Annotated in this window: 14 protein-coding genes; 12 read left to right on the top strand and 2 right to left on the bottom strand. The window is 63.5% G+C overall.

Annotated features, from left to right (window positions below; genetic code table 11):
* Positions 1-35: 35 nt before the first annotated feature.
* The 5 genes from edd (at position 36) to AC3IYG_RS15220 (ending at position 4,651) form a co-directional block, all read left to right on the top strand.
* Entirely contained in the window at positions 36-1,838 is a 1,803-nt protein-coding gene (gene edd, locus AC3IYG_RS15240; RefSeq protein WP_489313924.1) for a phosphogluconate dehydratase, read from the top strand.
* Positions 1,839-1,862: 24 nt separating this feature from the next.
* Positions 1,863-2,513 (top strand): bifunctional 4-hydroxy-2-oxoglutarate aldolase/2-dehydro-3-deoxy-phosphogluconate aldolase, encoded by a 651-nt coding sequence (locus AC3IYG_RS15235; protein ID WP_489309758.1) that lies wholly within the window; start codon positions 1,863-1,865, stop codon positions 2,511-2,513.
* Entirely contained in the window at positions 2,510-2,959 is a 450-nt protein-coding gene (locus AC3IYG_RS15230; RefSeq protein ID WP_489309756.1) for an acyl-CoA thioesterase, read from the top strand. Before AC3IYG_RS15235 ends, AC3IYG_RS15230 begins: the two co-directional genes overlap by 4 nt.
* A 151-nt stretch (positions 2,960-3,110) precedes the next feature.
* Entirely contained in the window at positions 3,111-4,085 is a 975-nt protein-coding gene (locus tag AC3IYG_RS15225) for a tRNA dihydrouridine synthase (protein WP_489309754.1), read from the top strand.
* A gap of 119 nt (positions 4,086-4,204) precedes the next feature.
* Positions 4,205-4,651: an Hsp20 family protein gene (locus tag AC3IYG_RS15220; protein WP_489309752.1), complete on the top strand. Its 447-nt coding sequence runs from the start codon at positions 4,205-4,207 to the stop codon at positions 4,649-4,651.
* 74 nt (positions 4,652-4,725) lie between these two features.
* On the opposite strand, the gene AC3IYG_RS15215 is transcribed toward AC3IYG_RS15220, so the two are convergent.
* Together AC3IYG_RS15215 and AC3IYG_RS15210 are read right to left on the bottom strand one after the other, a co-directional pair.
* The gene (locus AC3IYG_RS15215) at positions 4,726-8,397 is read right to left on the bottom strand and encodes a sensor domain-containing protein (protein WP_489309750.1); all 3,672 of its coding nucleotides are present in this window, start codon (positions 8,395-8,397) and stop codon (positions 4,726-4,728) included.
* Positions 8,398-8,489: 92 nt separating this feature from the next.
* The gene (locus AC3IYG_RS15210; RefSeq protein ID WP_489309748.1) at positions 8,490-9,395 is read right to left on the bottom strand and encodes a LysR family transcriptional regulator; all 906 of its coding nucleotides are present in this window, start codon (positions 9,393-9,395) and stop codon (positions 8,490-8,492) included.
* A gap of 187 nt (positions 9,396-9,582) precedes the next feature.
* Here AC3IYG_RS15210 and leuC point away from each other — a divergent pair, with 187 nt between their 5' ends.
* From leuC to AC3IYG_RS15175, 7 genes are all read left to right on the top strand, one after another.
* A complete protein-coding gene (leuC, locus tag AC3IYG_RS15205; protein ID WP_489309746.1) occupies positions 9,583-11,010 on the top strand; it encodes a 3-isopropylmalate dehydratase large subunit in 1,428 nt (475 codons plus the stop codon).
* Between the two features lie 11 nt (positions 11,011-11,021).
* The gene (gene leuD, locus AC3IYG_RS15200) at positions 11,022-11,666 is read left to right on the top strand and encodes a 3-isopropylmalate dehydratase small subunit (RefSeq protein WP_489309744.1); all 645 of its coding nucleotides are present in this window, start codon (positions 11,022-11,024) and stop codon (positions 11,664-11,666) included.
* Between the two features lie 43 nt (positions 11,667-11,709).
* A complete protein-coding gene (locus AC3IYG_RS15195) occupies positions 11,710-12,468 on the top strand; it encodes a class I SAM-dependent methyltransferase (protein WP_489309742.1) in 759 nt (252 codons plus the stop codon).
* A 66-nt stretch (positions 12,469-12,534) separates the two neighbouring features.
* A complete protein-coding gene (gene leuB / locus AC3IYG_RS15190) occupies positions 12,535-13,617 on the top strand; it encodes a 3-isopropylmalate dehydrogenase (protein WP_489309740.1) in 1,083 nt (360 codons plus the stop codon).
* A 72-nt stretch (positions 13,618-13,689) separates the two neighbouring features.
* A complete protein-coding gene (gene asd / locus AC3IYG_RS15185) occupies positions 13,690-14,802 on the top strand; it encodes an aspartate-semialdehyde dehydrogenase (RefSeq protein WP_489309739.1) in 1,113 nt (370 codons plus the stop codon).
* A gap of 95 nt (positions 14,803-14,897) precedes the next feature.
* Entirely contained in the window at positions 14,898-15,908 is a 1,011-nt protein-coding gene (locus tag AC3IYG_RS15180) for an aspartate-semialdehyde dehydrogenase (protein ID WP_489309737.1), read from the top strand.
* A gap of 167 nt (positions 15,909-16,075) precedes the next feature.
* Positions 16,076-18,931 carry a motility hub landmark protein FimV gene (locus tag AC3IYG_RS15175; protein WP_489309735.1) on the top strand — a complete coding sequence of 952 codons (2,856 nt, stop codon included), beginning with the start codon at positions 16,076-16,078 and terminating at the stop codon, positions 18,929-18,931.
* The last annotated feature ends 36 nt before the right edge of the window (positions 18,932-18,967 follow it).

The raw sequence follows: 18,967 nt of genomic DNA, 5'->3' as shown, positions 1-18,967 counted from the left end.
GGGTGAGTACTTGTTGAAAACAGGGTGTTGCCATGCTGCAGGTCGTTGTCGAACAGGTTACCGCCGCGTTGGAGCAGCGCTCCACCGTGCGCCGTGCGCAGTATCTGGCGCAGTTGGAGATTGCCGCGGCGCGTGAATCGCGGGGCAAGCTCGGCTGTTCCAACCTGGCCCATGCGTTGGCCGCCCAGGCGGATGATGCGCGGCTGATCATAAAGCAGGGCGGCGCGCCGCATATCGCCATCGTCTCCAGCTACAACGACCTGCTGTCCGCCCATGCGCCGCTCAAGGACTATCCGGAGCGGCTCAAGGTGGCACTGGCCAGGGCTGGCGCCACCTCGCAGTTCGCTGCCGGAGTGCCGGCCATGTGCGACGGCATCACCCAGGGCGAGGCGGGCATGCAGCTGTCCTTGTTTTCCCGCGACCTGATCGCCCAGGCCACCGCCATCGGCCTGACCCACGGGATCTTCGATGGTGGCCTTTACCTGGGGGTCTGCGACAAGATTGTTCCCGGGCTGCTGATCGGTGCCTTGCACTTCGGCCACTTGCCGGCGGTGTTCGTGCCGGCCGGGCCGATGCATTCCGGCTTGGCCAACAAGGACAAAGCCGCCGTGCGCCAACGCTATGTGCGTGGCGAGGTCGGTCGCGACGAGTTGCTTGCCGCTGAGCTGGCGGCCTATCACCAGGAGGGCACCTGCACCTTCTACGGCACCGCCAACACCAACCAGTTGCTGATGGAGGCCATGGGTCTGCATGTGCCGGGCAGCGCCTTCGTCCATCCGCATACGCCGCTGCGCGACGCCTTGACCGATGAGGCAGCGCGCCTGATTGCGCGCAACAGTCGTCAGGGTGAACGCTATCTGCCGTTGGGCAAGCAGATCGACGCGCGTGTGCTGGTCAACGCCGTGGTGGCGTTGCTGGCCAGTGGTGGTTCGACCAACCATGGCCTGCACCTACCCGCCATTGCTCGTGCCGCTGGCTATGAGCTGACGTGGGAAGACTTTGCCACGCTGTCGAACGTGGTGCCGCTGCTGGCGCGGGTTTATCCCAATGGTGCGGCCGATGTAAACCAGTTCCAGGCGGCGGGCGGGCCGGGCTGGATCATTCGCGAGTTGCTCGACGCCGGGTTGTTGCACGCCGATGTCCAGACGGCCGCCGCCGAGGGTTTGTCGGCCTACGCCCGTGAGCCCTGGCTGGACGGCGAGCGCCTGGCCTGGCGCGAACTGCCGCGGCAAAGCCCGGCACCGGATATCGTCCGCACGGCGCAACAACCATTCGATACGCAGGCGGGGCTGGCGCTGCTCAGCGGCAATCTGGGGCGAGCCATGCTCAAGACTTCGGCGGTCGACCCGGCGCATTGGCGCGTACGGGCGCAGGCGTTGGTGTTCGACAGCCAAGAGGCGGTGCAGGCGGCCTATGCGCGCGGCGAATTTCTGGGTGACTTGGTGTTGGTGGTGCGCTTCCAAGGACCGCGTGCCAATGGCATGCCGGAGCTGCACAAGTTGATGCCGCTGCTGGCGAACCTGCAGCAGGCCGGGCAGCAGGTGGCGTTGGTCACGGACGGACGCTTGTCCGGGGCTTCGGGCCAGGTGCCGGGCGCGCTGCACCTGACTCCGGAAGCAGCGGTTGGCGGTAACTTGGCGAAGCTGCGCAATGGCGACTGGATCGAGCTGGATGCACTGCAAGGTGTGCTGCGGGTGGAATTGAGCGCTGCCGAACTGGCCGCGCGCGAGCCGGCCAGCGTGCCGGAAGAATTGGCCGCCGGCTTTGGTCTGGAACTGTTTGCTGCCCAGCGCCGTCTGGTTGGCCCGGCCGACCAGGGCGCGACGACGTTGTTTTAGCCAGGATTATTGGGGAGCGAGAGCATGAGCCTGACGATGGATGTGGTGCTGCAACAGGCCCGCCCGGTGCTGCCGGTGCTGGTGATCGAGGACATCAGCCTCGCGGTCGACCTGGCCCGCGCGCTGCACGCCGGGGGTATCCGGGTGCTGGAAGTGACCTTGCGCACGCCGGGCGCGCTGGACGCGTTGGCGGCGATCCGCAAGGAGCTGCCGGATCTGCTGGTGGGTGCCGGGACCCTGATCCACACCGAGCAGTTTCTCGAAGCGCGCGAGGCGGGCGCGCACTTTGCCGTCAGCCCTGGTTGCACCGAGCGCCTGGCAGCGGCGGCGGAAGATTCCGGCCTGCCTTACCTGCCCGGCGTGATGACGCCCTCGGAAGTGCTGCTGGCGCTGGAATACGGCTACCGCTCGCTGAAGCTGTTCCCGGCCAACGGCGCCACCAGCGTGAAAATGCTGAAAAGCTTCAAGGGCCCGTTCACCGGTATTCGTTTCTGCCCGACCGGCGGGGTGACGCCAGACAACTTGCTGAGTTTCCTGCGCCTGCCTAATGTCGCCTGTGTCGGCGGTACCTGGATCGCGCCGAGCAACCTGGTGCGTGCGCGTGCCTGGGATCAGATCACCCAACTGGCGGCCGAGGCGCGTGGCCTGGTCAGTAGCCTGGAGCAGCAGCCATGAGCTGGGATTTGCCGACGCCGTTCACCATCGACCTGCAGGTCGGTGCCGAGGATATCGATGGTCTGGGGCATGCCAACAACGCGGTGTACATCAGTTGGCTGGAGCGCTGCGCCTGGCGTCATTCGCAGAGCCTGGGGCTGGATTTGACCGAGTACCGGCGCCTGGATCGTGCCATGGCGGTGTTGCGCCACGAGGTCGACTACCTGGCCAGCGCCTACGAGGGCGAGGAGTTGCAGGTCGCCACCTGGATCGTCGAATCGGACCAGCGGCTGAAGATGAAACGGCGCTTTCAGCTGATCCGTCCGGCGGACGGCACCACGTTGCTGCGGGCGATGACCACCTTTGTCTGCATCGAACTTTCCAGTGGCAAGCCCAAGCGCATGCCGCAAGAGTTTCTCGAAGGCTACGGCCCGGCGCTGGTCGAGCCTTATCCGTTGCAGCTTTAAGCTTTAAAACGCCTCACGGTGCTATGGCCCGGGCGCTGTTCCTGGTCGCAACCCGTCCATTGGTCGCGTGCGCAAGCTGGCACGCCGGGCGGGTTTCATCTGCGCCGGGCTTGCCCGTAAACTGCGCGCCTTTTCCTCGAGAGCCCTGTTTATGCAAATCGCCCTGGCGCCTATGGAAGGCTTGGTCGACGAAATCCTGCGCGATGTGTTGACGCGGGTCGGCGGCATCGACTGGTGTGTGACCGAATTCATTCGCGTCAGCGAACGCCTGCTGCCGGCCACGCATTTCCACAAGCTGGCGCCCGAGTTGGAGGCCGGGGCGCGTACCGCGGCCGGTACACCGCTGCGGGTGCAGCTACTGGGGTCCGATCCGGCTTGCCTGGGTGACAACGCGGCCTTGGCCTGCGAGTTGGGGGCGCCGGTGATCGACCTGAACTTCGGCTGCCCGGCGAAAACCGTGAACAAGTCCCGTGGCGGTGCCGTGTTGCTCAAGGAGCCGGAGTTGCTGCATGCGATCCTCCGCGAGGTGCGGCGTGCGGTGCCGGCGGCGATTCCAGTGACGGCGAAGATGCGCCTGGGTTTCGACAGCCCGGATGGCGCGCTGGATTGCGCGCGGGCGCTGGCCGAAGGTGGGGCGGCGCAGATCGTGGTGCATGCGCGGACCAAGGTCGATGGCTACAAGCCGCCGGCGCATTGGGAGTGGGTGGCGCGGGTGCAGGAAGTGGTCAAGGTGCCAGTGTTCGCCAATGGCGAAATCTGGAGCGTCGATGACTGGCGCCGTTGCCGCGAGGTGAGCGGGGTCGAGGACATCATGCTCGGCCGTGGGCTGGTCTCGCGCCCGGACTTGGCGCGGCAGATCGCGGCGGCGCGGGCCGGCCTCGAGGTGCGGGAAATGCCTTGGGCCGAGTTCATGCCCTTGCTGCAGTCGTTCTGGCTGCAGGCGCGCTGCAAGTTGTCTGCGCGTTATGCGCCGGGGCGGCTGAAGCAGTGGCTGGGCCAGCTGACGCGCAACTACCCGCAAGCGCTGGAGTTGTTCAACGCCGTGCGGCGCGAGAGCAGTTGCGAGCGGATCGACGCGCTGCTGGGTGTCGAGCTGGATCAGCCGCGGCTATTGGCGGCGGTCTGAAGTTTTTTCCGCACGGTGCGCTTGCCCTTGAAATCACTTCGTCAGTCCCTATTTCTAGGAGTGTCGGGATGCCGCTAGCGGGTCCCGACCCAATCACTCGCTGAAATCAGGAGATTTACATGAGCACTGCATTTTCTCTCGCCCCACTGTTTCGCAGCTCCGTTGGTTTTGATCGTTTCAACGATTTGTTCGAATCGGCCCTGCGCAATGAGCCCGGCAGTTCCTACCCACCCTATAACGTCGAAAAGCATGCGGATGACCAGTACCGCATCGTGATCGCCGCCGCCGGCTTCCAGGAGGATGACCTGGAGCTGCAGGTCGAGCGCGGCGTGTTGACGGTGAGCGGCGGCAAGCGTGCCGACAGCGCACAGAACGTCACCTACCTGCACCATGGCATCGCCCAGCGGGCCTTCAAGTTGTCTTTCCGCCTGGCGGACCATATCGAGGTCAAGGCGGCGGTCCTGGCTAACGGTCTGCTGAACATCGACCTGGAACGGCAGGTGCCGGAAGAGGCGAAGGCCAAGCGCATCCCGATCAATGGTGTGCGTCCCGCGCTGAATAGCTGATTAAACGGCGGTATCAATGAGGGCGCCGGTTGGCGCCCTCGTTCGTTTCTACCCGCGGTCTTGTCGTCGGCGCCTCACGGCCGTTGCGCGGCATGGGCGAGCAGGGCGCGAAACTCCGGCAGCGGCAGCGGCTTGCTGTACAGGTAGCCCTGATACAGGTGGCAGCCCTGCTGCTGCAGGAACTCCAGTTGCTCCTGCTGCTCGACCCCTTCGGCGATCACTTCCAGGCCCAGGCTGCGGGCCATGGCCACGATGGCGCGGATAATCTCGGAGTCGTTGGGGTCGTGGGTGGCATCGCGGACGAAGGATTGGTCGATCTTCAGCACATCCACCGGCAGGCGCTTGAGGTAGGTCAGCGATGAGTAACCGGTGCCGAAATCGTCCATCGCGAAGCTGACGCCGAGCTTCTTCAGGCGGTGCATCTTGGCGATGGTGTCGTCGATATTCTGGATGACGATGCCTTCGGTGATTTCCAGCTTGAGCATGGCGCTGGGTAGGCTGCTGTCGCGCAGACTGCTCGCGACCCGTTCGACAAAGTTGTTCTGGCGGAACTGCAGCGGGCTGATGTTGACGCACAGGCTGAAGTGTTCGGTGTCGACCAGGCACTCCTCGAGCAGCTGGGCGCAGGCATGGCAGGCCTCGGCCAGTACCCAGCCACCGACTTCGAGGATCAGCCCGCTTTCTTCCAGCACCTGGATGAATTGCGCCGGCGACTGCGGGCCGAGGCTCGGATGCTGCCAGCGCAGCAGGGCTTCGGCACCGACGATGCGACCGTTGCGCGCGTCCACTTGCGGCTGGAAGTGCAGGTCGAACTCGCCGCGCACCAAGGCTTGGCGCAGGTCGTTTTCCAGGCGCAGGCGTTCGCTGGCGGCTTCTTGCATGGTCGTGCGGAACAGTTGGATGGCGTTGCGCCCGGAGTCCTTGGCGCGGTACAGGGCGATGTCGGCGCGTTTGAGCAGGTCGGCGGGGGTGCTGCCGTGATCGGGGATCAAGGCAATGCCCATGCTCGGCGTCACTTGCAGGCGATGGCCGTCGAGCAGCATGGGTTCGGCCAGCAGTTTGCGCAGCTTTTCTGCAATCTGGCGCACCTGGTGGGTCACTTCCGAGCGCTTGCCTTCCAGGCCGGAGAGCAGCACGACGAACTCGTCGCCGCCGAGGCGGGCCACTGTGTCTTCCTGGCGGACGCTGGCTTCCAGGCGGGCGGTGACCATTTTCAGCACCGAGTCGCCGACCGGGTGGCCGAGCGAGTCGTTGATGTGCTTGAAGTGGTCGAGGTCGAGGAACAGCAATGCACCGCGCAGTTCGTGGCGCTTGAGCAGGGCGATCTGCTGGGTCAGGCGGTCCATCAGCAGCGCGCGGTTGGGCAGGTTGGTCAGCGAGTCGTGGTAGGCCAGGTGTTGGATCTGCGCGTGGGCTCTTTTCAGTTCGTCGATGTCGCGTGCCGTCAGCAGCAAGCACTGGCTGCCATTGAGCACGATCGGTTCGACCGAGACTTCCACTTGTTTGACCGTGCCATCGCGGTGCTGCCCGAGCATTTCCATGTGATGCACGCGGCCCTCGCGCTGCAGGTTGTCCAGCATGCGCGCGCGTTCGCTGGGCTTGGCCCAGACATTCAGCTCCGTGGCGGTGCGGCCGATGACGTCCTCCGGGCGGTAGCCGGTGAGGCGGTAGAAACCTTCGTTGACCTCGATATAGCGCCCGCTGTCGCGCTCGGTGATGGTGATGGCGTCCGGGCTGGAGTGGAACGCCTTGGCGAACTTCTCCTCGCTGGCTTTGAGCGCCGCCTCGGCCTGCTGCCGCGCGGTGATGTTGCGGAACGTGGTGCTGATGCACAGTTGGCGTTCGACCCGAATAAAGCGACTGGAGACCACGCAGGTCAGTTCGCCGCCGGACTTGCTGCGAAAGCGCGCCTCGATGTTGTTCAGCGTCTTTTCGCGGCTGAGCCGTGCATAGAGCTGTTGGCGCAGTATGGGGTCTACCCAGAATTGCAACTCTTCGGACCGCTGCCCGGCGATCTCTTCGGGTTGCCAGCCAAACGTCTCGCTGAAACTCGGGTTGACCTCGATGAAGACGCCGTCGCGAATGCGCGACACGCAAATCGGGTCGGGACTGGTCTGGAACAGGGTGGCGAACTTTTCCTCGGAGGCCGCCAGGCGCTGCTCGCGCCGTACGCGTTCGCTGATATCCATGAGGATGCCGACCATCCGCTGTGGCTGGCCTTTTTCGTCACGGTAGAGCTTGGCGGTGCTCTCCAGGAAATGCGTTTCGCCGTTGGCGAAGCGCGAACTGTAGGTGACCTGGTATTCCTTGCGTTTGCCACTCAGCAGGTCGCGGTAGGCCTGGCGCATGGCCATCTGATCGCTTTGCGGAACGCAGCGGAAGAAGTGGGCGAAGTCGCCCTGGTAAGGCTCGACAGGCAAGCCGTGGAGTGCCGAGGCGCGGGCCGAACCGTAGAGAACGTTGCTGGGGATATGCCAGTCCCAGGTGCCCAGGTCGGCGGACTCCAGGGCCAGGGTCAGGCGTTCCTGGCTGTCCTTGAGTGCCTGTTCCTGTTCGCGCTGCCGGGTGATGTTACGCACGGTCAGCACCAGGCAGGCACGGCCGTCCAGGTCGATTTCGCCACCATAGATCAGGTTGCGACTGACCTGACCGCTGCGGCTGCGCAATTGCACATCGAGATGATCCAGGCGGCCATCGCGCTGGAGGGCTTCGAGCATCCGCAGGCGATCTTCAGCTTGTGCCCATATGCCCAGCTCGATTGAGGTGCGCCCCAGGGCTTCGGCGGCGCTCCAACCGAACTGCGCCTCGAAGCTTGGGTTGACCTCGATGAAGTGACCGCTGCTCAGGTCGGTGATCACCACCGCGTCCGGGGTGTTGCGGAAAGCTTTGGCGAATTTGTCCTCGCTGGCGCGCAGGGCCGCCTCGCTGCGCTTGCGCGTGCTGGTGTCGAGGAAGGTGCTGAGCATGAAGGTCTGACCTTCCAGCTCGATGTATTGGGTCGACAACGTGCCGTCGAGGATGCGGCCGTCGCGGGTGCGCAATTGCACGTCGCTGGTTATCGGTTGGTGGGTCTGGGTGGCGCCGAGCAGGTGCCGTTCGCGTGCGCTGTCGTCGACCCAGAGGTTCAGTTCCTGGGTCGAGCGGCCGATGGCTTGCGCCGCGCTCCAGCCGAACAACGTTTCGAAGTGCTGGTTGACGGCGCTGATCATGCGGTCTTCGTAACGCACCAGCACAACGACATCAGGGTTCAGGTGAAAGAGGCTGGCGAAGCGCTGCTCGGAGTTGCGCAGGGCTTGTTCGCGCTCCTGTTGGACCGTGATGTCGCGGATCACGCCCATCATGCGTTGCTTGTTGTCGCCCTCGCGCTGCAGGCTGCCGGTTATTTCCAGCCAGTGCAGGCTGCCATCCGGCCAGCGGATGCGGTGGCGGACGGCGTGGTTGCTGGGCGTGCCCTTGAGCACGTCCTGGAACAGTTCGAGCACGGCGCCACGGTCTTCTTCCGGGATCAGCTCGAAATATTCGACCTGGGTGCGCACCGGTCGCTTCGGGTCCAGGCCGAACAACGCCTGGGCGCCGCGTGACCAGCTGATCCGGCCGCTGTCGATATCCCAATGCCAGGCGCCGAGGCGGGCGCCATTGAGCGCGGCCAGCAGGCGCGGGGCATCTTGCCAGGCCTTTTCCGATTCGACGGGGTCGAGGGCCGGGATGTGCGGCAGCGGTGGCGTGTGGTCAGTGGGTTTGGCCATGGGCGGCCCAGTCTGTGTGGGGTGTGGCGCGGCAGTTGGCGCTGGGTTGGCGGGGCTTGGTCATGCACGGGCCCTTATTGTCATTATGCTCGTCACGTTAGCCTTTGCGCGGGCGTCTGCGCAAGGCTGTCGCGTTGCTCATCCAGCAGTGTCATAAAGGCTTTCGCCGCGTTCGACAGGGTGCGCTCGGTGTGCAGGATATAGCCGAGCTGGCGGCTGAGCTGGATGCCCGGTAGCGGCAGGCGCGCCACCTGCTCATCGAGCATGGTGCGCGGCAGGACGCTCCAGGCCAGGCCGATGGAGACCATCATCTTGATGGTCTCCAGGTAGTTGGTGCTCATGCCGATGTTCGGCGTCAGGCCTTGCGCGGCGAACAGCTTGCTGACGATGTGGTGGGTGAACGTATTGCCGCCGGGGAATACCGCCGGATGCCGCGCCACGTCGGCGAGGCTGATGGCGCCGCTACGCGCCAGCGGGTGCTCGGGGGCGGCGACGAAGTCCAGCGGATCGTCCCACACCGGCACCGCTTTGACCGGTGCATGGGTTTGCGGTGCCAGGGTGATCACCGCCAACTCGGCCCGGCCATGGAGGATTTCCTCGTAGGCGACTTCCGAGTCGAGGAACTGGATATCCAGGGCCACCTGCGGATGCGCGCGGGTGAAGGCGCGCAGCAGCGGCGGCAGGCGATGCAGGCCAATGTGGTGGCTGGTGGCGAGCGTCAGGCGGCCGCTGACCTCGCCGTTGAGGTTGCTCAGGGCGCGACGGGTGTCGTCCAGTACATTGAGTATCTGATAAGCCCGCGGCAACAGGGCGCGGCCGGCTTCGGTGAGGCTGACTTCGCGGCCCAGGCGGTCGAACAGGCGCATGTTCAGTTGCTGCTCGAGGCTGGCGATGCGTTTGCTGATGGCGGGCTGGGTCAGGTGCAGGCGTTCTCCCGCGCCGGAAAAGCTGCTGGTTTCGGCAATGGCAATAAAGGCATTGAGGTTGGCCAGGTCCATGCTCGAATTCCTGTTGGTTATTCAAAGTATGAAAAATATGAATTTGAGTTATTTAATGCAAGTCCCTAGGATCATCCCCATAAGCCAAAGGGTCTTTACGGCGCTGTTGCGAACTGTTGGTGCTCGACGATTGTGCCAACACCTGCCGAGACTCCAGGCATAGAAAGACGCTGATGAGGATATTCTGATGGCCGGCAAAACGCTCTACGACAAGCTTTGGGACGCGCACGAGGTTAAACGTCGGGATGACGGTTCGTCGCTCATTTATATCGACCGCCACATTCTCCACGAAGTGACCTCGCCGCAAGCCTTCGAGGGCCTGCGTCTGGCCGGGCGTAAACCGTGGCGCATCGACGCTAACATCGCCACCCCCGACCACAACGTGCCGACCACCTTGACCGAGCGCCAGGGCGGCATCGCCGCCATCGCCGATGAAGTCTCGCGCATCCAGGTGCAGACCCTCGACGATAACTGCGATGAGTTCGGCATCCTCGAATTCAAGATGAACGATGTGCGCCAGGGTATTGTGCACGTGGTCGGCCCCGAGCAGGGCGCCACTTTGCCGGGCATGACCGTGGTCTGCGGCGACTCCCACACCTCGACCCACGGCGCCTTCGGGGCATTGGCCCACGGCATCGGCACCTCCGAAGTGGAGCACGTGCTGGCGACCCAGTGCCTGGTCGCGAAGAAAATGAAGAACATGCAGGTCAAGGTCGAAGGGCAGTTGCCGTTCGGCGTCACGGCCAAGGACATCGTGCTGGCCATCATCGGCAAGATCGGCACCGCCGGTGGCAATGGCCATGCGCTGGAGTTCGCGGGCAGCGCGATTCGCGAGCTGTCGATGGAAGGGCGCATGACCATCTGCAACATGTCCATCGAGGCTGGCGCGCGCGTTGGCCTGGTGGCGGCGGATGAAAAAACCGTCGCCTACATCGAAGGCCGCCCGTTCGCCCCGCAAGGCGCTGACTGGAATGCGGCGGTCGAGGCGTGGAAAGATTTGGTTTCCGATGCCGATGCGGTGTTCGACACCGTGGTCGAGTTGGATGCTGCGCAGATCCAGCCGCAAGTGACCTGGGGCACCTCGCCGGAGATGGTCTTGCCGGTGCATGCGAGTGTTCCAGATCCGAGCCAGGAAGCTGATCCGGTCAAGAAGGATTCGATCGAGCGCGCCTTGAAGTACATGGGCTTGACGGCCAATCAGGCGATTACCGATATCCAATTGGATCGTGTATTCATTGGCTCCTGCACCAACTCGCGGATCGAAGACCTGCGTGCTGCCGCCGTGGTCGCCAAAGGCCGCAAAGTGGCTTCGACCATCAAACAAGCGATGGTGGTGCCGGGTTCTGGTCTGGTTAAGGCCCAGGCCGAGCAGGAGGGGCTGCACACGATCTTTCTTGAGGCAGGTTTCGAATGGCGCGAGCCTGGCTGCTCGATGTGCCTGGCGATGAACCCGGACAAACTGGGCAGCGGCGAGCATTGCGCTTCTACCTCCAACCGCAACTTCGAAGGTCGTCAGGGCGCCGGCGGGCGTACCCACCTGGTCAGTCCGGCGATGGCGGCGGCGGCGGCGGTGACCGGCCGTTTTATCGATGTTCGTGAATTGACCCAGGCCTGAGGAGCAGCCAGATGAAAGCCTTTACCCAACATACCGGCCTCGTCGCGCCACTCGACCGTGCCAACGTCGACACCGACCAGATTATTCCCAAGCAGTTCTTGAAGTCGATCAAGCGCACGGGCTTCGGTCCGAACCTGTTCGATGAGTGGCGTTACCTGGATGTCGGTCAACCGGGCCGGGATAACAGCAATCGCCCGTTGAACCGCGACTTCGTGCTCAACCAGCCGCGCTATCAGGGCGCGAGCGTGTTGCTGGCCCGTGAGAACTTCGGCTGCGGTTCGAGCCGCGAACATGCGCCGTGGGCGCTGGAAGAGTACGGTTTCCGCGCCATCATCGCGCCGAGTTATGCCGACATCTTCTTCAACAACAGCTTCAAGAACGGCCTGTTGCCGATCATCTTGCCGGAAGCCGAGGTCGATGCACTGTTCGAACTGGTCGAAGCCCATGAGGGTTATCAGCTGAGCGTGGATCTGGCGGCCCAGACCGTGACCCGTGCCGATGGCAAGGTGCTGAGTTTCGACGTCGACGCATTCCGCAAGCATTGCCTGCTCAATGGCCTGGACGATATCGGCCTGACCTTGCAGGACCGCGAGGCTATTACCGCCTTCGAGGTCAGGCACCGGCAGAGTCAGCCCTGGCTGTTTCGCGACGCCTGAGTTTTTCGCCGTCGCCGGCCCCCATACCCAGAAGGAAATCACCGTGAGCGACCATAAGCAGGTAGTCCAGCGCCAGTTTGGCGAGCAGGCCAGCGCTTACCTGAGCAGCCAGGTGCATGCCCAGGGGGCCGAGTTCGCGTTGCTGCAAGCGGCGGTCGAAGGCCGTGCGGATGCGCGCGTGCTGGATCTCGGCTGTGGCGCCGGGCATGTCAGCTTTCACGTTGCGCCCTTGGTGGGCGAGGTCGTGGCCTATGACCTGTCGGCGCAGATGCTCGAGGTGGTCGCTGCCGCCGCTGCGGAGCGTGGGTTGGGCAATGTGCGCACCGAGCGCGGCGCGGCCGAAAAGCTGCCGTTTGCCGATGACGGGTTCGATTTCGTTTTCAGCCGTTATTCTGCGCACCACTGGAGCGACCTGGGCGTGGCCCTGCGGGAAGTGCGTCGGGTGCTCAAACCGGGTGGGGTGGCCGCTTTCATCGATGTGATGTCACCGGGCAGCCCGCTGCTGGACACCCATCTGCAAGCGGTGGAAGTGCTGCGCGACACCAGTCATGTACGCGACTATTCGGCCGCCGAATGGCTGCAGCAGGTCAGTGATGCTGGTCTGCACACCCGCAGCCATACGCGCCAGCGCTTGCGCCTGGAGTTCAGCTCCTGGGTCGAGCGCATGCGCACCCCCGAGGTGTTTCGCGCGGCCATCCTGGCCTTGCAAGCGGCGGTGGGCGAAGAGGTGCGCGGGTATTTCGAAATAGCCGGTGACGGCTCCTTCAGTACCGATGTGCTGGTGCTGTGGGCGGAAAAATAAGATTTTATAGGTCGGCTGGAGGCGCCATGCAGCGCGATCCAGCACTTGAATTCAACGAGGACAGGCATGAGCAAGCAGATTCTGATTCTTCCCGGTGATGGCATCGGTCCGGAAATCATGGCCGAGGCGGTCAAGGTGCTGGAGTTGGCCAATGACAAGTTCCAGCTCGGTTTCGAACTGAGCGAGGATGTCATCGGCGGCGCGGCCATCGACAAGCACGGCGTGCCGTTGGCTGACGAAACACTGGCCCGCGCCCGCACGGCGGATGCGATCCTGCTCGGCGCTGTTGGCGGCCCGAAGTGGGACAAGCTTGAGCGCGATATCCGTCCGGAGCGCGGTCTGCTGAAGATCCGCTCGCAACTGGGCTTGTTCGCCAACCTGCGCCCGGCCATTCTTTATCCGCAACTGGCCGACGCCTCTTCGCTGAAGCCGGAAGTGGTCGCGGGTCTGGATATCCTGATCGTTCGTGAGCTGACCGGCGGCATTTACTTCGGCGCGCCGCGTGGCACCCAGGTGCTGGAAAACGGCGAGCGCCAGGCCTTCGACACGCTGCCCTACAGTGAAAGCGAAATCCGCCGCATTGCCCGTGTCGGCTTCGACATGGCCCGCGTGCGCGGCAGCAAGCTGTGCTCGGTAGACAAGGCCAACGTGCTGGCGTCGAGCCAGCTGTGGCGCGAAGTGGTCGAGGAAGTGGCCAAAGACTACCCCGACGTCGAACTCAGCCACATGTATGTCGATAACGCGGCGATGCAGCTGGTACGCGCGCCCAAGCAGTTCGATGTGATGGTCACCGACAACATGTTCGGCGACATCCTGTCGGATGAGGCTTCCATGCTTACCGGTTCGATCGGCATGCTGCCGTCGGCATCCCTGGATGCCAGTAACAAAGGCATGTACGAGCCGTGCCACGGTTCGGCGCCGGATATTGCCGGGCAGGGCATTGCCAATCCGCTGGCGACCATTCTTTCCGTGTCGATGCTGCTGCGTTACAGCTTCAACCAGCACGCCGCCGCGCAGGCCATCGAAACCGCGGTGAGCCTGGTGCTCGATCAAGGGCTGCGTACCGGTGATATCTGGTCGCCAGGCTTTACCAAGGTCGGCACGCGAGCAATGGGCGATGCGGTAGTCGCAGCGCTCGGTACACTCTAGTTTGCAAGTCGGGTAATCTCTCGGGCCCGCTGCCCAGGCAGCGGCCCACTTTTCTATCAAGGTGTAGTTGCGATGAAACGTGTAGGTCTGATCGGTTGGCGCGGGATGGTCGGTTCCGTACTCATGCAGCGGATGCTCGAAGAGCAGGATTTCGATCTGATCGAGCCGGTGTTCTTCACCACCTCCAATGTAGGCGGCGAAGGCCCGGCCGTGGGCAAGGAAATCGCTCCGCTCAAGGATGCCTACAGCATCGAGGAGCTGAAAAGCCTTGATGTGATCCTCACCTGCCAGGGTGGCGACTACACCAGTGAAGTGTTCCCCAAGCTGCGCGAAGCGGGCTGGCAGGGTTACTGGATCGATGCGGCCTCGTCGTTGCGCATGGACGACAGCTCGGTCATCGTGCTCGACCCGGTGAACCGCAAAGTCATCGACCAGCAACTCGATGCGGGTACCAAGAACTACATCGGTGGCAACTGCACCGTCAGCCTGATGCTGATGGCGCTGGGTGGCCTGTTCGAAGCCGGTCTGGTCGAATGGATGAACGCCATGACCTACCAGGCCGCTTCCGGCGCCGGCGCGCAGAACATGCGCGAATTGATCAAGCAGATGGGCGCGACCCACGCTGCAGTGGCGGATGACCTGGCCAACCCGGCCAGTGCGATCCTCGACATCGACCGCAAAGTGGCTGAAGCCATGCGCGGCGAAGCCTTTCCGACCGAGAACTTCGGTGTGCCGCTGGCCGGCAGCCTGATTCCCTGGATCGACAAGGAATTGCCCAATGGCCAGAGCCGCGAAGAGTGGAAAGGTCAGGCCGAAACCAACAAGATTCTCGGTCGCTTCAAGAGCCCGATCCCGGTCGACGGCATCTGCGTGCGCATCGGCGCCATGCGTTGCCACAGCCAGGCATTGACCCTGAAGCTGAACAAGGACGTGCCGCTGAGCGATATCGAAGGGCTGATCAGTCAGCATAACCCCTGGGTGAAACTGGTGCCGAACCAGCGCGAAGCCAGCATCAAGGAGCTGACGCCGACTGCGGTGACCGGCACCTTGAGTGTGCCGGTCGGTCGTCTGCGCAAGCTCAACATGGGCTCGCAGTACCTGGGCGCTTTCACGGTGGGCGACCAACTGCTGTGGGGCGCTGCCGAACCGCTGCGACGCATGCTGCGGATTCTGCTCGAGCGTTGATGTCGGGCCGGCGCCGGCGGGCTCGTCGGCGCTCGATTGCCTGGGCGCGGGGTGGCGGTTAAAGTGCCGCTCCCCGTTTCGCCTGAGGTCGTTCCATGAGCCAGTCTTTCGATATCGCCGTGATTGGCGCCACCGGCACCGTCGGCGAAACCATCGTGCAGCTCCTCGAAGAGCGCGAATTTCCCATAGGCACCCTGCACCTGCTCGCCAGCATCGAGTCGGCCGGCCAGTCCGTGCCGTTTCGCGGTAAGAACGTACGGGTGCGTGAGGTCGATGAGTTCGATTTCAGCAAGGTGCGCCTGGTGTTCTTTGCCGCCGGCGAAGCAGTGACCCTGGCCTATGCGCCTCGCGTGCATGCCGCCGGTTGCGCGTTGATCGACTTGTCCGGTGCTTTGCCCGCGGCCCAGGCCCCGCGGCTGGTGCCCGAGGTCAATGCCGAGCTGCTCAAGTCGCTGTCGGCGCCTTATCAATTAAGTAGCCCAAGCGCCTCTGTGGCGGCATTGGCCGTGGTGCTGGCGCCGTTGTGCGGTCTGCTGACGCTGCAGCGCCTGAGCGTCACGGCGTGTCTGGCAGTCTCCAGTCAGGGGCGTGAAGGCGTGGTTGAGCTGGCGCGACAAACGGCCGAGCTGCTCAATGTGCGACCGCTCGAACCGCGGTTTTTCGATCGGCAGATCGCTTTCAACCTGCTGGCTCAGGTCGGGCCGACGGACGGCGGCGGGCATACGCTGTTGGAAAAACGCCTGGCGACCGAGTTGAAGCAGGTGCTCGCCGATCCGGGCCTGAAGGTGGCGGCAACCTGTGTGCAGGCCCCGGTGTTTTTCGGTGACAGTCTGAGCGTGTCGCTGCAGTCGGCAAATCCAGTTGATCTGGCGGCAGTCTGTGCGGCGCTGGACAGCGCGCCGAGCGTCGAGCGGGTAGAGCAGGGCGACTATCCGACGGCGGTAGGCGATGCGGTTGGCCAGGATGTGGTGTATGTCGGGCGGGTTCGCAACGGATTGGACGACCCGACAGAACTCAATTTGTGGATTGCGTCTGATAATGTGCGCAAAGGCGCCGCTCTGAACGCTGTGCAAATAGGTGAGTTGTTGATAAAACACTATCTGTAAAAGATACTTACCTAGAAATTTGAAGAATCATTCTAGCTTGGCCTATCTTGGTGATACCGAGGGGTTGAGCTGTTTGCTGGTGGGGAACCGCTGCAAGGCGGAAACAGGCAGCAACTATAAGACCCTCTCGCACGTCGAGAAAAAAAGATAAAACAAGGGATAACGCTATGGCTCGGGTTCGCAAACTGGTGCTGGCAATCGCGGCTGCTTCGGCCTTGACCTCCGGTGTGGCACAGGCGCTGGGGCTCGGGGAAGTAACCCTGAAGTCTGCGCTGAATCAGCCGTTGGTAGCCGAAATCGAATTGGTGGAGGTTCGTGATCTGGCCTCTAACGAGGTAATTCCGAACCTGGCGTCTCCTGAAGAGTTCAGCAAGGCTGGCGTCGACCGCCAGTATTTCCTCACGGACCTCAAGTTCACTCCCGTGCTCAAGCCCAATGGCAAGAGCGTGATCCGGGTGACGTCGAGCAAACCGGTGCGCGAGCCCTACCTTAACTTCCTGGTAGAAGTGCTCTGGCCAAGTGGTCGCGCCCTGCGCGAATACACCCTGTTACTGGACCCGCCGCTGTATTCCCCGCAGACCGCCGCGGCTGCCGCACCCAAGCTGCCGGTCGCGGCCCCGGCACCCCGTCCACTGGCGGCGCCTGCACCGCGGCCAGCGGCACCGGTCGCCACTGCACCGGTCAGCCGTCCTGTGGCGTCTGCCCCGGCTGCCAGCAGCAAGCTGGAAGGCAACGAATACAAGACCACCTCCAGCGATACCCTGTGGGAAATCGCCGAGCGGGCGCGTGACAGTGGCTCGGTGCACCAAGCCATGCTGGCGATTCAGGACCTCAACCCGAATGCCTTCGTCGATGGCAACATCAACCGCCTGAAAAGCGGTCAGGTGCTGCGTCTGCCCGACGAGCAACAGATCAAAAGCCGCTCGCAGAGCGAGGCGATTGCCCAGGTCGCCGAGCAGAACGCTGCCTGGCGCGAAGGCCGCAGCGTGGCTGCAGCCGGTGCGCGCCAGTTGGATGCGACCAAACGCGCCGCTGCGGGCGCTGCCCCAGCCCAGGCCGAAAGCAAGGACAGCCTGAAGCTGGTGTCCGCCGAATCGGGCAAAGCCACTGCCGGCAGCGATAAAGGTGCGAGCGGTGACAGCAAGGCGCTGAATGACAAGCTGGCGGTAACCAAGGAGAGTCTGGACTCCACCCGTCGTGAGAATGACGAGCTGAAAGGCCGCATGGGCGATCTGCAGAGCCAGTTGGACAAGCTGCAACGCCTGATTGAATTGAAGGACAGCCAGCTCGCCAAGCTGCAGGCCGATCTGGCCACCAAGGCCAAGCAACCGGCCGTCGAGGCTGCTGTGCCAGCCACTCCGGTGGTTGCCGCGCCAGTGACGCCAGCACCTGCTGCTGAGCCGGCCGCATCTGCTGCACCTGAAGCGGCACCAGCAGCGGCACCAGCAGCGGCAACGCCGCCCGCCGCCGCGACGGACTACAACTACAGCGAGGAGCCGGCCGCCAAACCGGAAGCCGCGCCTGAAGTCGTTGCCAAGCCTGCCGTCGAGCCGGCTGCGGCCCAACCGGTCGCGCCTGCCCAGGCTCCAGCACCTGCCGCTGCTCCCGTGGTGAAAGATGAGCCGGCCACCGGCTTTGTCGATGACCTGATGGCCAATCCGATGTTGCTGGGCTTGGTCGGTGGCGGTGCGCTGCTGTTGTTGCTGGTTGGCTTGATGGTGCTGTCGCGCCGCAATGCCTTGAAAGAGGCCGAGCTGCAGAACAGCCTGGCTGCCCAGGACGAAGAAAGCCCCTTCGACACCGATCTGGAGCTGGCTGGCAGCAGCTTCGATGGCCTCGACAGCGATGCCGACGCCGAAGCGCCGGCTCCGGCCCAGGACGGTCGCGTTACTGCGCAAACCGGCGATGTGCTCGGCGAGGCCGATATCTACATTGCCTATGGCCGCTTCACTCAAGCTGCCGAGTTGCTGCAGGACGCCATCAACGATGAGCCGCAACGCAGCGACCTGCGCCTGAAGTTGATGGAAGTGCAGGCCGAGTTGGGCGACCGTGAAGGGTTTGCCCGCCAGGAAAGCGAATTGCGTGAAATCGGCGGCGCCAGTGCTGAAGCCGAACAGTTGAAAGCCAAGTACCCGGCCATGGCGGCGGCTGCTGTTGCAGGTCTGGCCGGTGCGGCTGTTGCCGATGACCTGGATGGTTTCAGCCTCGACGACCTGACGTTTGAAGAAGAGCCCGCTGCTCAGGCCGCGCAGCAGGACGATGCACTGGATTTGAGCTTGGACGACCTCGAAGCTGAGTTCGATCGTGATCTGTCGACTTCCAGCGCCAATGATTCCCTGGGCGATTTTGCCGGGCTGAGCCTGGGCAGCGACCTGGACCTGGCTTCGCCGAGCCCGTCGAGTGCCGTTGCGAGTGATGATCTGGATTTCGACCTGAGCCTCGACACTGGCGGTGCTGACGACAGTCTGACCTTGAGCGATGATCTGGCCGATTTCAGTCTGGATCTGGAAACGCAGAGCAAGCCCTCGGCCGCCGATGAAGATGATTTCCTGCTGAGTCTGGATGATGACCTGAGCGCAGCATCGACCACCGATGAGTTTGCCGATTTGAGCTTGGATCTCCCGGAAGAAAATGTGGGCGCGGACTTGGAGTTGCCGGTTGATTTCGACTTGTCCCTGGCCGATGAAACGCCGGCAGCGCCTGCCGCCGATAGCTTCGCCGCCAAGCTGGATGAGGTGACCGCCGAGCTCGATCAGTTGAGCGTGAGCCTGGATCAGCCTGATGAGTTCGATGAGTTCCTCTCGCCGGTGGCCAGTACTTCGCAACCGACCAGCCTGGATGCCGACGACGATTTCGACTTCCTTTCCGGCACCGATGAGACCGCCACCAAGCTGGATCTGGCGCGGGCCTACATCGATATGGGTGATACCGAAGGCGCTCGCGACATTCTCGATGAAGTGATCTCCGAAGGTAGCGATGGCCAACAACAGGAAGCGCGCGAATTGATCGCTCGTATCGTCTGATCCATGACTGAAGCAATACCGACAGCGGCTGCCGAA

This window comes from Pseudomonas sp. KH_027, from assembly GCF_057838565.1.
Note: the sequence above shows the minus strand (reverse complement) of the source record. Positions and strands in the feature narration are given on the sequence as shown.